Annotated in this window: 15 protein-coding genes; 4 read left to right on the top strand and 11 right to left on the bottom strand. The window is 67.6% G+C overall.

What is annotated here, in order from left to right:
* Positions 1-90 precede the first annotated feature (90 nt).
* Complete coding sequence (locus ACTVZP_RS10880) at positions 91-714, top strand: hypothetical protein (protein WP_443212176.1); 624 nt, start codon at positions 91-93, stop codon at positions 712-714.
* A 143-nt stretch (positions 715-857) separates the two neighbouring features.
* Here the strand turns inward: ACTVZP_RS10880 and hemF are convergent, their stop codons facing one another.
* Positions 858-1,733, bottom strand: a complete 876-nt coding sequence (gene hemF, locus ACTVZP_RS10885) for an oxygen-dependent coproporphyrinogen oxidase (RefSeq protein ID WP_443212177.1) — start codon at positions 1,731-1,733, stop codon at positions 858-860.
* A 116-nt stretch (positions 1,734-1,849) separates the two neighbouring features.
* Here hemF and ACTVZP_RS10890 point away from each other — a divergent pair, with 116 nt between their 5' ends.
* Complete coding sequence (locus tag ACTVZP_RS10890) at positions 1,850-2,263, top strand: hypothetical protein (RefSeq protein ID WP_443212178.1); 414 nt, start codon at positions 1,850-1,852, stop codon at positions 2,261-2,263.
* 17 nt (positions 2,264-2,280) lie between these two features.
* Here ACTVZP_RS10890 and ACTVZP_RS10895 read toward each other — a convergent pair whose 3' ends face one another.
* The 3 genes from ACTVZP_RS10895 to clpS are packed head-to-tail and all read right to left on the bottom strand — an operon-like array spanning position 2,281 to position 4,441.
* Complete coding sequence (locus ACTVZP_RS10895) at positions 2,281-3,090, bottom strand: SDR family NAD(P)-dependent oxidoreductase (RefSeq protein WP_443212179.1); 810 nt, start codon at positions 3,088-3,090, stop codon at positions 2,281-2,283.
* A 12-nt stretch (positions 3,091-3,102) separates the two neighbouring features.
* Positions 3,103-4,104, bottom strand: coding sequence for a class I SAM-dependent methyltransferase (locus ACTVZP_RS10900; RefSeq protein WP_443212180.1), 1,002 nt, complete (start codon positions 4,102-4,104; stop codon positions 3,103-3,105).
* A gap of 16 nt (positions 4,105-4,120) precedes the next feature.
* Positions 4,121-4,441, bottom strand: coding sequence for an ATP-dependent Clp protease adapter ClpS (gene clpS, locus ACTVZP_RS10905; RefSeq protein ID WP_443212308.1), 321 nt, complete (start codon positions 4,439-4,441; stop codon positions 4,121-4,123).
* A 174-nt stretch (positions 4,442-4,615) separates the two neighbouring features.
* Between clpS and ACTVZP_RS10910 the strand changes: the two genes are divergently transcribed.
* Positions 4,616-5,329: an HAD family hydrolase gene (locus ACTVZP_RS10910; RefSeq protein ID WP_443212181.1), complete on the top strand. Its 714-nt coding sequence runs from the start codon at positions 4,616-4,618 to the stop codon at positions 5,327-5,329.
* A gap of 178 nt (positions 5,330-5,507) precedes the next feature.
* A complete protein-coding gene (locus ACTVZP_RS10915; RefSeq protein ID WP_443212182.1) occupies positions 5,508-6,929 on the top strand; it encodes a D-alanyl-D-alanine carboxypeptidase family protein in 1,422 nt (473 codons plus the stop codon).
* A gap of 96 nt (positions 6,930-7,025) precedes the next feature.
* Here ACTVZP_RS10915 and ccoS read toward each other — a convergent pair whose 3' ends face one another.
* The 7 genes from ccoS to ccoO form a co-directional block, all read right to left on the bottom strand.
* A complete protein-coding gene (gene ccoS, locus ACTVZP_RS10920; RefSeq protein ID WP_443212183.1) occupies positions 7,026-7,184 on the bottom strand; it encodes a cbb3-type cytochrome oxidase assembly protein CcoS in 159 nt (52 codons plus the stop codon).
* Positions 7,184-9,391 (bottom strand): heavy metal translocating P-type ATPase, encoded by a 2,208-nt coding sequence (locus tag ACTVZP_RS10925; protein WP_443212184.1) that lies wholly within the window; start codon positions 9,389-9,391, stop codon positions 7,184-7,186. Before ACTVZP_RS10925 ends, ccoS begins: the two co-directional genes overlap by 1 nt.
* Positions 9,392-9,394: 3 nt before the next feature.
* Positions 9,395-9,853 (bottom strand): FixH family protein, encoded by a 459-nt coding sequence (locus tag ACTVZP_RS10930; protein WP_443212185.1) that lies wholly within the window; start codon positions 9,851-9,853, stop codon positions 9,395-9,397.
* A 1-nt stretch (position 9,854) separates the two neighbouring features.
* Entirely contained in the window at positions 9,855-11,288 is a 1,434-nt protein-coding gene (gene ccoG / locus ACTVZP_RS10935; protein ID WP_443212186.1) for a cytochrome c oxidase accessory protein CcoG, read from the bottom strand.
* Between the two features lie 230 nt (positions 11,289-11,518).
* A complete protein-coding gene (gene ccoP, locus ACTVZP_RS10940) occupies positions 11,519-12,397 on the bottom strand; it encodes a cytochrome-c oxidase, cbb3-type subunit III (protein WP_443212187.1) in 879 nt (292 codons plus the stop codon).
* A complete protein-coding gene (locus ACTVZP_RS10945) occupies positions 12,394-12,597 on the bottom strand; it encodes a cbb3-type cytochrome c oxidase subunit 3 (protein ID WP_443212188.1) in 204 nt (67 codons plus the stop codon). The genes ccoP and ACTVZP_RS10945 overlap by 4 nt, the downstream gene beginning before the upstream one ends.
* Before the next feature lie 11 nt (positions 12,598-12,608).
* The gene (gene ccoO, locus ACTVZP_RS10950) at positions 12,609-13,334 is read right to left on the bottom strand and encodes a cytochrome-c oxidase, cbb3-type subunit II (RefSeq protein ID WP_443212189.1); all 726 of its coding nucleotides are present in this window, start codon (positions 13,332-13,334) and stop codon (positions 12,609-12,611) included.
* Between the last annotated feature and the right edge of the window lies 1 nt (position 13,335).

The following is a 13,335-nucleotide window of genomic DNA, read 5'->3' on the forward strand; positions in this document are numbered from 1 at the left end:
ATCCGGGGCGGCTCACGCATCCGTGTGCCGCCCCCCGTTGCCACGGCAGCCCGCCCGCGACAGGTTGACCTGACCTTTCCCGGAGTGCCCATGCGGACCGACCGCAGCCCCCTCTTCCTCGGCCTGGCGACCGGCCTCCTCCTGGCTTTGTCCGCCCCCGTGCAGGCAAAGCCCGAGGCCTGCCTCACCTCGCTCGAGGGTTTTCCCACCGCTCTCGCCTACGACACCGAGGACGAGGACGTCCGCGCCAACCGCTCTGTCCGCGAGCGCTGGCTCGGCGGCTACGACGGGATCACCTGTCCCGGCTATGTCACGCTGCGGGCCATGACGCCGGGACTGAACGACCGCGAACGCTCGGTCTTCTGCCTGCAGTTCGACCGCGAGGCCAACACCTACACCGGCTTCGCCGAGGGCAGGCGCGACGCCTACCTCAACTGCGCGAAGCCCACGGGCGTCTTCTGCGAGAAGGTGAACGCCTCGGCCGATACCGCGGGCAAGGTGGCCGGAGCGGCGGGGCAGGCGCTGAACGGCGTCCGCGCCGTCGAGAGCAGCGCCGGCGCGGTAGTGCTCTCGGGCACGACCGGCTCGGTTTCGGCCGCCCTCTCGAACCTCGGCGCCACGGCGCTCGCCACACTGACCGCCCCCGCCGCCCTCACCGCCGCCGCCGTCACGGTCGTGGCCGTGGGCGGCGCGGTCTATGTCTGCAGCGAGTGACGGAAGCCCACCCCAGCGGGAGGGCGCTTAAGCCGTCCCCTCGCGTGAGGGCCTGAGCAAGCGCCATTAGCCTCGGCCGAAGGCCTCCAGCGGCGGAGCCGGGCGTGGACGCGTTACAGTTCCAATCCGGCCCCGAGGCTCCGTCAGACCCACTTCGCCAGCGGGGGCAGGCTCATCAGCACGGCGTTGGCGTCGTGCCCGGTCTCAAGGCCGAACTTCGTGCCACGGTCGTAGACGAGGTTGTATTCGGCATAGAGCCCCCGGTGGACAAGCTGCGCCTCGCGGTCGGCCTCGGTCCAGGGCATGGCCATGCGGCGCTCGACGAGCGGAACGAAGGCAGGCAGGAAGGCGCTGCCGACGGCCTGGGTGAAGGCGAAGTCCGCCTCCCAGTCGCCGCTGTTCAGATCGTCGTAGAAGATACCGCCGACACCGCGCGCGCGGCCGCGATGGGGTATGAAGAAATACTCGTCCGCCCAGGCCTTGAACCGGGGGTAGTAGTCCTGTCCGTGCGCCTCGCAGGCATCGCGGAGTGTGGCGTGGAAATGCTCGGTATCCTCGGCATAGTCGAGGCAGGGGTTGAGGTCCGAGCCGCCGCCGAACCACCACGCATGCGGCGTCCAGAACATCCGCGTGTTCATGTGGACGGCCGGCGCGTGGGGGTTCTGCATGTGGGCCACGAGGCTGATGCCAGAGGCCCAGAATCGCGGATCCTCGGCCATGCCCGGCACGCCGCGTGCGGCCATCGCCTGCTGCGCGCGGGGCGCCAGCGTTCCATGCACGGTCGAGACGTTCACACCCACCTTCTCGAACACGCGCCCGCCGCGCAGCACGCTCATCAGCCCGCCGCCGCCCGACTCGCGGGTGGTCTCGGTGACTTCGAACCGGCCCGGCGCCGGATCCGTCGGCTGCTCGCCCGTTGCCGCATCCTCCAGTCCCTCGAAGGCGGCGAGGATCCTGTCCCTCAGCTCGCGAAACCAGTCCGACGCCCGCGCCTTCTGCGCCTCCATCGCATCATTCATGCATTCCTCCCGAAGCTTTGACATCAGGGCTAGCAGCTTCGCGGATGCGGATCCAGAGAGCACCGCGCCGCCAGAATCATCTGGCGTCGCAAGGGGATTGGGCTAGGTTCAACGACATGAGACACGCCGTGACGCTCCTCGTGCTGCCGCTGCTCGCCGCCTGTGCCACACCGCAGGAGCGGTGCATCTCGCAGGCGACGCGGGACCTGCGAGTGGTGGACGACCTGATCCAGGAGGGCGAGCTGAACCTCGCCCGCGGCTATGCGATCGAGGAGGTGACGGACTACCGCACCGAATGGGTGCAGTGCAGCCCGCCGATCGTGCGTTACCGGCCAGACGGCAAGCGGGTCGTCTACCCGGCCCGTCGCTGCTTCGATCAGGTGCCCTACACGGTGCGCCAGCCCAAGGCCATCGACCTCGCCTCGGAAGCCCGGACGCTGGAGCAGTTGAAGCGCAAGCGGGTCGAACTGGCCCGAACGGCCGGACCAGCCGTTCAGCAGTGCAGGGTGACCTATCCCGAGGCGAAGTGACCGGCCGGGAAGCCGCCTCAGTGCACCGGTGCCAACGCCGGGTCTATGAGGCTCCGTCCGCCGTCGATCGTCACCACCTGCCCCGTCATGAAGGCCGCAGCGTCCGAGGCGAGGAACTGCACCGTCTCGACGATCTCTGCCGGAGAGGCGATGCGCTTCATCGGCGTGCGCTCGGTGATCTGCGCCCGCATCGCCGGGCTGTCCTTCAGCGCGTTCTGAAGGCTCGCGCTCATGACCGAGCCGAAGGAGACCGCGTTCACCCGGATGCCCTTCGAGGCCAGCGCCACCGCCATTGACCGCGTCATCTGCTCGACCGCGGCACAGCTGATCGAATAGGCCAGCAGCTCGGGCTGGGTGCGGATCGCGGCGATCGAGGAAAGGTTGATGATCGAGCCCACCTGCGAGGGTTTCTCCTCGCTCTTCTCGGCCCGCGCGATCATTCGCTTGGCGGTCAGCTGGGTCAGGCGCAGGCTCGTCAGCATGTTCTGCTGGAGAAGCGTCTCGACGGCATCCTCCTCGGGGCAGAGAGGATCCGACAGCGCAAGCTGGCGGCTTGCGTTCACGAGGATGTCCACCCGGTCGAAGGCGTCCATCGTGGCCGAGAGGAGATTGGTGATCGTGAGCTTCTCGCGCAGGTCGCCCGCGAACATCCGGACCGACTTCTCCGCCCGCGCCTCCTCGCCGATCTGGTCGGCCAGCCGCTCCTCGTCCATGTCCACGAACATCACGTTCGCGCCCTTGTCCACGAAGTGCCGCGCCACCGCGAGGCCGATGCCGGCCGCGGCCCCCGTCACGATGGCCGTCTTGCCGGAGATGATGAGCGACATGATGAGCTCCCGTTAAGCAGATGTGCCGGCCGCGCGCTCGGGTCGGGACGCGCGGACGATCCTGAAGGCGGCATCGCCGCCGATGTCCTCCACCTCGCGGAAGAGCGCGCGGAGGCCGCGGTCATAGGGCAGATGGCGGTTGGCTACCAGCCAGAGCGCCCCCGTGGGCGCGAGAAGCCGCGCAGCGGCCTGCAGGAAACCCATGCCGAGCGCGGGATCGGCCTCGCGCGTGGTGTGGAAGGGCGGATTGCAGACGACGAGGTCCGCCGGCTTCGAGAGGCGGAAGCGCGTCGCATCGGCCCAATGGAAATGGGCGCGTTCGTCGGCGATGTTGAGCCGCGCGCAGTCCAGCGCCGCATGCTCGGCCTCGACGAGGTCGATCCGCTTCACCGGGCGCCGCTTCAGCACGGCGCGGGACAGGTATCCCCACCCCGCCCCGAGATCGACCACCCGGCCCGACAGATCCGCCGGAAGCGCCTCGACCAGCAGACGCGAGCCGCGATCCGGCGCATCGGCCGAGAAGATGCCGGGAAGCGTGCGGAAACCTCCCTCGATCTCGACGGGGTGCGCGGCCCAGTCCTCGAGACCCGGTTCGGCGGCGAAGGTGAAGAGCTTGCCATGGGCCTTGGAGAGGGTCGCCGAGACGGCAAGCCGTTCGGCCAGATCCCGCCAGATCGATTCGATGCCGTCGGTCTTCTGCCCGTCCACGACGATCAGCCCGCCGGGTTCGACCGAGGCCGCGGCCTCGGCCAGAAGCGCGCGCGCCTCGGCCCGCGCACGCGGCATGCAGACCACCGCGGCCGCATGTCCGGTGCCGCCGGCGACGGCGACCCGGTAGCCCTGCGCAGCGAAGGCGTCGTGGTCCGGGCGGAAGCCCTGCACCAGCACGAGCCTGTCCTTCGGCAGGGCGGAGAGATCGTCTCCGGCCCGTGGACGATAGACGACGATGCTGCCCTTGTCGGGCAGCACGACCGCGCCTGTCTCGAGCGCCAGTGTCAGTCGGGCAGAGCGCATCCGCAGGCCCGGAGGCCTATTCCTTTTCCATGGTGCATTGAAGCGGATGCTGGTGGCGCCGGGCGAAGTCCATCACCTGCGCGACCTTCGTCTCGGCGACCTCGAACGAGAAGACGCCCACCACGGCCAGCCCCTTCTTGTGGACGGTCAGCATGATCTCGAAGGCCTGCGCGTGACTTAGCCCGAAGAACCGCTCGAGGACATGCACGACGAATTCCATTGGCGTATAGTCGTCGTTCAAGAGCAGCACCTTGTAGAGGGGAGGCCGCTGGGTCTTGCTGCGGGTCTTGGTCAGGATTGACGTGTCGTCGCCGGGGTCGCCCGTCTTGTCGGACATCTGAAGCGGACGAAGGGTCAAGGTCGTGGCTCCTGCCGATGGGCGGATTCGAGGGCGTTTCGCGAGAGAAACAGTATAGTCGGTTTTTGCCCGTCGGAAAGGGGCGCTCATGACGCGGACGGGCTTGCCCGCGGACCGCAATGCAGCTTAATCCGGCGGCGACGGGAGGCGGCCATGGACCGGCACATCACCACCATCGCGTTCGACGCGGACGACACGCTCTGGCAGAACGAGGCATTCTACCGCCTGACGCAGGAACGTTTTGCGACCCTGCTCGCGGATCATGTCGATTCCGACCATCTGCACGAGCGGCTTCTCGCCGCCGAGAGACGCAACCTCGGCCACTACGGATTCGGCATCAAGGGCTTCATGCTGTCGATGATCGAGACCGCGATCGAGGTCACGGAGCAGCGCGTTCCCGCCGGCGTGATCGGCGAGATCATCGCGGCCGGACAGGAGATGCTGGCCCATCCGATCGAACTTCTGCCCCATGCGCGCGAGGCGGTGGAGGCCCTGGCGGACGGATATCGTGTCATTCTGGTCACAAAGGGCGATCTTCTGGACCAGGAGCGGAAACTCGCCCAGTCCGGGCTCGGCGAGATGTTCGATGCGGTCGAAATCGTCTCGGACAAGAATGCCCGCGTCTACGACCGGATCTTCCGACGGCACGGCGACGGACCGGAGCGGTCGCTCATGGTCGGCAACTCCCTGAAATCCGACGTTCTTCCGCCGATCGAGGCCGGAGGATTCGGTGTTCACGTTCCACATGGGCTGACATGGGCGCTGGAACATGCCGACCCGCCCAATGGACATCCCCGCTTCTTCACCCTCGCCGATCTGGGCGGGCTCGCCGATCTGGTCGCGAGGCTTAACGAGAATCTGCCGTAAGTTGAAGTTCTTGACGGGCAGCGCCCCAAATCTGCCACAAAGCTTGAGAAGGGCAGCAAAACCCCTTGAAACTCGGGGGTTTTCCTGAATCGCCTCCTGTGGTAGCGTCGGTTCAAATCACAAACTCACCGGACTGCAAAGAACCGGCGGGAACGAGGCAGGCAGAAGGACAGGCGACGTGACATCGCAACTGGGGCAGTACGTCCGGAAAGTGCTTTTTGTGGCCGCAGCCATGGTCGTCGCAACGCAGGCGGCTCTTGCGGCTCCCTACGCGGCCACCGTGATGGACGCGCGAACGGGCGAGACGCTCTACGAGACGAACGCGAACACCCGGCTGCATCCGGCCTCGCTCACCAAGATGATGACGCTGTATATCACCTTTCAGGCGATCCAGCGGGGAGAGATCTCGCTCGACAGCATGGTGAAGGTCTCGAAAAACGCCGCGGCGGAGCCGCCCTCGAAGCTCGGCCTCAAGACCGGCCAGCGCATTGCGCTGCGCTACCTGATCCGCGCCGCGGCGGTGAAATCGGCCAATGACGCCGCAACCGCGATCTGCGAGGCGGTCGGTGGCTCGGAGGCCGCCTTTGCCGACCGGATGAACCGGACCGCGAAGGCCATCGGCATGACCAACTCGACCTTCAAGAACTGCAACGGGCTCACGGCAGAGGGCCACCTCTCGACCGCGCACGACATGAACGTGCTGGGCCGGCGGCTGTTCTTCGATTTCCCCCAGTACTACAACATCTTCTCCCGCCGCACCGCCGACGCGGGCGTGACGACCGTGCGCAACACCAACACCCGCTTCCTCGACGCCTACAAGGGCGCGGACGGCATCAAGACCGGCTACACCTCGCCGGCCGGCTACAACCTCACGGCCTCGGCGCAGCGCGGCAACAAGCGGATCATCGCGACCGTCTTCGGCGGCAAGAGCACGGCACACCGCAACGCCAAGATGGCCGATCTGCTCGACCTCGGTTTTCGCGAGGCGCCGGCGAATGTGAAGGTGCGCAAGCCCGCGCCCATCGACACCAATTCGCTGGCCGTCGCTTCGGCACAGGCTGCACAACAGCAGCCGATGCAGATCGCGGCGCTGACGCGGTCTCCGCGACCGCTGGCGCGGCCGGGCTCGCCTGCCGCGATCGCCGCGGCAGCCGCCGTGAGTTCCATGAAGGGCGGAATCGAGAGCGCGCTGGCGCAGGTCTCGGCCGAGGATGCCGTGGCCATGCAGGTGGCGCAGGCGGTGGAATTCGGTGGCGAGGGCTCCGATTCCGGCATCGCTCCGCGCAGCCGGCCGGTCATGCAGCTTGCCGCCGCCTCTCCGGTGCCGACCTCGCCCGAGATCATCACCCGGATGTCAACCTCGGGCGGCCGGCACTGGGGCGTGAATGTGGGCCGCTTCCCGTCACGCACGGCGGCCGAACGCCAGCTGATGCAGATCGCGCTGGCCGAGACCGGGACGCTCTCCGAGGGGCTGCGCAAGATCATCGACCGCCCCGGCGGCTATGACGCGAACTTCATGGGCCTCACGCAGGAGCAGGCGGACCTCGCTTGCCGCCGCCTGCAGGCCCGTGCAGTGCAGTGCTTCGCCATCGGCCCCTGAAGGCCGAATCGCTCCCGAAGCACGAAAGGGCCCGCGAGGCGACTCGCGGGCCTTCTGCTTTTCCATGGCGGAGCGTCGACGGAGGACACTGGCCTTCTATTGCCGGGGACGCTCGTCGTAATCCGTCTTGAGGATGCGGTTCGCATCGCCCTCAGGGTCGTCGTACTGGCGCGATTTCAAAGACCAGAAGAAGGCCGCAAGACCGAGCCCCCCGAGGAAGAGCGAGATGGGGATGAGATAGGCGAGGATCTCCATCACTTCACCCGCAGGGCGTTGAGCGAGACGCTGATCGACGACAGCGACATGGCCAGCGCCGCGGCCAGGGGCGTGGCAAGCCCCACCAGCGCGATGGGCACGGCGATCACGTTGTATGCGGCCGAGATCGCGAAGTTCTCGCGGATGCGCCGTGTGGCCCTGACCGCGATGCGGCCGGCGTCGGCAATGGGCGCCATGTCCGTCCCCAGAAGCACGATGTCCGAAGCGACCCGCGCCGCGTCGAGCGCCGAGGCGGGCGAAATCGAGACATGGGCCGCGGCCAGGGCCGCCGTGTCGTTGAGCCCGTCGCCCACCATCAGCACGCGCCGCCCCTCGGCCGTGAGCGCCGAGATCCGCGCGGCCTTTTCCGCGGGAAGCTGCCCCGACTGCCACTCACGGATGCCGAGCCTGCGGGCAAGATCCGCCACCGCAGGCTCCGTATCCCCCGAGAGCAGCAGGATGCGCTTGCCCTGCCCCGTCAACGCCCGCACCGCCTCTTCCGCGCCGGGGCGCAGGCGGTCGATGAAGGTGATCGCCCGCGTGGCGCCATTCAGCGCAAGATAGGTGGCGGTCACCGGTTCGGGGTCGGCGCCGACCCATTCGGCGCGGCCGAGCCGGACAGGGCGGCCGTCGAGCCGCCCCTCGATGCCGAAGCCCGGCACCTCTCGCAGGTCGTCGATCCGCACGGCCGGCAGCACCATGTCCCGCGCGGCCGCGGCGAGCGCCATGGCCAGCGGATGCGACGAAGCCGCGGCGAGCCCCGCCGCAACCGCGAGTTCGGCCCGCGATAGCGCAGACAGGTCGGTGGGCTGCGGCGTGCCAAGCGTCAGGGTGCCGGTCTTGTCGAAGACCACCGTATCCACCTCGGCCAGACGCTCGAGCGCGGTGCCGTCCTTGATGAGCAGCCCCTTGCGGAAGAGCCGCCCGCTGGCCGCGGTCACCACGGCGGGCACGGCAAGCCCCAGCGCGCAGGGGCAGGTGATGATCAGGACCGCCGCCGAGATGTTGATCGAGGTCCGCACGTCGCCCTTCGTGATCCACATCCAGACGCCGAAGGCGGTGAAGGACAGCAGATGGACCAGCGGCGAATAGAGCCGCGAGGCGCGTTCGGCGAGCGAGGTGTAGCGCGTCTTGGCGCTTTCGGCCACGGCCACGAGATCGGCCATCCGGTGCAGCGAACTGTCGCGCCCGGCAGCCGTCACCCGCAGCGTAAGCGGACCCGTCAGGTTGACCTCGCCGGCCGAGACCACGGTGGCGGGGCCCGCCGGCACCGGGAGACTCTCGCCGGTCAGAAGCGAGCGGTCGAGTTCCGAGAACCCCTCGGTCACCACGCCGTCAACGGGCATCCGCCCGCCCGGCCGCACCCGGACGAGATCGCCGGCGGAGAGTTCCGAGATCGGCACCGTGACCTCCTCGCCGTTCCGCACCAGGATCGCGCGAGGCACCTCGAGCGCCGCCAGCTCCTCGGCCGCGGAACGCGCCACGGCGCGGGTTCGGTGGTCGAGGTAGCGGCCGGCGAGCAGGAAGAAGGTCAGCATCACCGCCGCGTCGAAATAGGCGTGATGGCCTGAATGAAAGGTCTCGAAGAGCGAGATCGACGAGGCGAGGATGATGGCGAGCGAGATCGGCACGTCCATCCCGAGCCGCCGGGCCCGCAGCGCCGTCCAGGCGTTGCGGAAGAAGGGCTGGCCGGCGAAGACGACGGTCGGCAGCGCGATCGCGGCCGAGATCCAGTGGAAGAGGTCGCGTGTCGCGGCCTCCGCCCCTGACCAGACGGCGACCGAGAGGAGCATCACGTTCATCATCGAGAAGCCGGCGACGCCGAGGCGCATCAGCAGGTCGCGCCCTTGCCGGTCGGTCTCGGTTGCCGAGAGCATGCCGGCATCGAGTTCGTGCGCCTCGTAGCCCAGCCGATCCAGCGCCGCGATCAGCTCGGGCGCAGTCACCTGGGGTTCGGCATCGACCGAGACCCGGCGCAGCGTGAGGTTCACCCGCGCCGAGCGCACGCCGGGCAGCTTCTCGAGCCCGCCTTCGACGGTGGTCATGCAGGCCGCGCAATGGGCCGTCGGCAGCGAGAGAACAAGCCGCCCGCCCGCCGGTCCCGCCATCGCGGCCAGCCGTTCGGCCGAGGGGGCGGCGATGCAGGCGGGACAGGCCGAGGCGCCGCCCGGCGCCTCCGGCAGATCGATGCGCTCGGCGACCGACATGGCTCAGCCCTCGACGTGAAGGGCGAGCCGCTGGCGGAACCGGGTGCCGCTGGTCGATGTGGCCTCGACCCGCAGCATCCACTTGCCGCGGGTCAGGTCCTGCGTTGCCCGGAAGGCACCGTCGCGAAGCACGAAGTCCGGCCGGCGGTCGTCGCGGGCCTCGGTCGTGCGGCCGACGAGCACGTCGAGCGTATCCACCGCTGCCGGCCTGCCATCAGCCCCGGTGAAGCGCAGGGTGATCTCCTGCGCATCCTCGTCATAATCCGCCGTCAGCGCCCATCCCAGGGCCTGCTGCGCCGAGCGATCGGCGTCGAAGGTCTGGCTGGCGACGTAAGGGTTATCCACCTCGAGACCGGGGAAGGTCGAGATGGCCTTGAAGGCCATCACCAGGTTCACCGCGATGATGACCCCGAAGGCGCCGAGGGTGATCGCCAGAACCTTGCGCCCGGTCATCTCGGCCATGTCAGTCGTCCCTTCCGTTGAAGATCGTGTCGTGGTGCACCCGCTGCCCCGCCGTCAGGTCCTCGACCCAGAGCCGCAGATCGGTGCGCTCGGCATCGGCGGCGGCGCTGTTCCTGCCCGCGATGATATAGACGCGTTGGGTCATCGTCTCGTTGGCAGGGACCGTTACCACGGAAGCGTCCCGTCCCTCCAGCGAAAGCGCAAGATCGGCCTCGCTCGTCAGCGAGATCTGATAGTCGCGCGCCTCGCCCTGCTTGTTGCGCAGGCGGACGTCGTAGGTGTTGCGGATCGACCCGTCCGACAGCGTGACGTAGAGCGGGTTGCGCAGCGGCGTCACGTTGATGTCGATGGGCGAGCGCAGGAACAGGGCCACGACAAGCGCGACGCCCACGCCTGACCACAGGGCGGTGTAGATGAGGGTCCTCACGCGGAAGAGGTGCCGCCAGGCCGAGCGCGGCTGCCGGCCCTCGCGCTCGGCGCGCTCGTCCGTCAGGGCGAGGTAGCCGATGAGGCCGCGCGGCTTGTCGATCTTGTCCATGACCTCGTCACAGGCGTCGATGCAGAGGGCGCAGGTGATGCAGGCCAGCTGCTGGCCGTCGCGGATGTCGATGCCCATCGGGCAGACGTTCACGCAGGCCATGCAGTCGATGCAGTCGCCCTGGTCGGCGCTGATCGGCTCTCCCTTCTTCAGCTTGCCGCGCGGCTCGCCGCGCCATTCTCGATAGGCGACGGTGATCGTCTCCTCGTCCATCATGGCCGCCTGGATGCGCGGCCAGGGGCAGGCATAGATGCAGATCTGCTCGCGCGCGAAGCCACCGAAGGCGAAGGTGGTGACGGTCAACAGACCCATGGTGATATAGGCGACCGGATGGGCGTCTCCCGTCAGTAGATCGACGAGAAGCGTCGGCGCATCCGTGAAGTAGAAGACCCAGGCCCCGCCGGTCGCGAGGCCGATGAGCAGCCAGAGTGTCCATTTCGTGAGGTACTTGCGCGTCTTCTCGGCGTCCCACTTCTGTCGGAGCAGCCGGATGCGGGCGTTGCGGTCCCCCTCGACCCAGCGCTCGACGAGGATGAAGAGGTCCGTCCAGACCGTCTGCGGGCAGGCATAGCCGCACCAGACGCGTCCGGCGGCCGAGGTGAAGAGGAAGAGCCCGAGGCCCGCCATGATCAAGAGGCCGGCAACGAAGTAGAATTCGTGCGGCCAGATCTCGATCATGAAGAAGAAGAAGCGCCGGTTGGCGATGTCGACGAGGATCGCCTGGTCAGGCAGGTTCGGTCCCCTGTCCCAGCGGATCCAGGGCGCGATGTAGTAGATCCCCAGCGTGATGCCCATGATCCACCATTTCAGGGAGCGGAACTTGCCGCTCACCCGCTTGGGAAAGACGGGCTCGCGCTTGGCGTAGAGGCTGCTGGTTTCGGTATCGGGGCTGGTCACGACGGACTCCGGCTACATGGATGTTCCGGGTGCTATCAGACGGGACCGCCTGCGCAACTTGACTTCGGTCAAAATTACGCATCCGTGATACATCATTCACGACGCGGGCGGGCCCTCCGCCTCCCGTCCCACGGGACATGGAGGCACCGACCCTCCGCACTCGGAACGCGCGAACTGGAACGAGGGCCGGCGTCGGCCCGGGAGAGGTCTCCCGGGCCGCTCAGCACCTTTTACTCGCCACCGCCGAGGCCGTGGACGTAGACTGCGACCGACCGGATGTCCGCCTCGGTGAGACGGGCGTTCCAGTTCGGCATCACGCCGAAGCGCGCATAGGTCACCGTATCGGTGAGCGTGGCGCGGTCCCCGCCGTAGAGCCAGATCGCGTCGGTCAGGTTCGGGGCGCCCACGTCGCGGCTGCCCGTGCCGTCCTCGCCATGGCAGGCGGCACAGTTGTCGGCGAACACCGTCGCACCTTCCGTCGACAGGGCCGAGTCATGATCCTGCCCGGAAATCTGCAGGACATATTCGACCACCTGCGAGAGCTGGGTCGAGTCGAGCAGGCCGTCTGCACCGAAGCGCGGCATCTCGGAGTAGCGCGCCTCGTCGTCGGTCGTGTTGCGGATGCCGTGCGTGACGGTCGTGTGGATCGATTCGATGTCGCCTCCCCACAGCCAGTCGTCGTCCAGCAGGTTCGGATAGCCCTTGCCCTGCACGCCGGCCGCGCCCGACCCGTGGCACTGGACGCAATTGGTGCGGAACACGGCCGCACCGGCGTTGGTCGCGTATTGCAACAGGTTCGGATCGGCTGCGACGGCGGTCAGGTCGGTCTCCACCAGCTTCTGGCGGATCTCGGCATTGGCGTCCGCATAGGCCTGGATCTCGTTGGCCACGTCAGCCCGGGTCGAATGACCCAGCAGGCCGTTCGTCACCCCGTTCACCAGCGGCCAGGCCGGGTAGAGCAACGTGTAGCCAACGGCCCAGATGATGGTGGCATAGAAGGTCCAGAGCCACCAGCGCGGCATCGGATTGTCGTATTCCTCGATGCCATCCCAGGTATGGCCCGTGGTCGGCGGCTCGCCGGGCTTGTGTTTGGTCGGTTTCACACTCATTTCCTCGCCTCCTCGGACGACGACTCGCGGTCGTCGCCGTCGGGTTTCCTCTCGTGACGGAAGATCGCGTTGGCAGCGTCGTCATGTTGCTTTCGGCTGCCCGGACGAAAGGCCCAGAACACCACGCCCACGAAGAAGAGCGTCATCACGATCAGCATCCAGCTGTCCGCGAAGGCCCGAAGCAGGCTGTAGGTCTCCATGCCCGCCCCCCTTACCGGCTGTCGTCGGGCGTGAAGGTCGAGAAGTCGACCATCGTGCCGAGGACCTGCAGGTAGGCGATCAGCGCGTCCATCTCCGTCAGCTCCGCCTGTCCGTCGAAGTTGCGCACGGCAGCCTTGCCGTAACGCTCGAGGAGACCGTCGCTGTCCGCATCCAGATCGGCCTGCGCCTTGAAGTCGGCGACCGCGCTTTCCATCATCTCGTCGGTGTAGGGCGTGCCGATCGTCCGGTGCACCGACATCACGTCCTGGATGTAGCGCCCGTCGATCTCACGGTTCGCAAGGAAGCCGTATTTCGGCATGATGGATTCCGGCACGACCGACTGCGGGTTGGTCAGGTGATCGACGTGCCATTCGTCCGAGTAGCGTTCGCCGACGCGGGCGAGGTCGGGGCCGGTCCGCTTCGATCCCCACTGGAACGGGTGATCGTACATGGATTCGGCCGCGAGGCTGTAGTGGCCATAGCGCTCCTGCTCGTCGCGCATCGGGCGGATCATCTGGCTGTGGCAGACGTAGCAGCCCTCGCGGATGTAGATGTCGCGCCCGGCAAGCTCGAGCGGGGTGTAGGGGCGAACCCCTTCCACCTTCTCGATCGTGTTCTCGAGGTAGAACAGCGGCACGATCTGGACCAGGCCGCCGATGGTCACCACGAGGAAGCTGAAGATCAGCAGCAGCGTGGCGTTCGTCTCGAGGATCTTGTGTTTTGCAAGGATACCCATG

It is taken from the genome of Rhodobacter sp. NSM, assembly GCF_052244495.1.
Classification (GTDB): Bacteria; Pseudomonadota; Alphaproteobacteria; order Rhodobacterales; family Rhodobacteraceae; genus Cereibacter_A.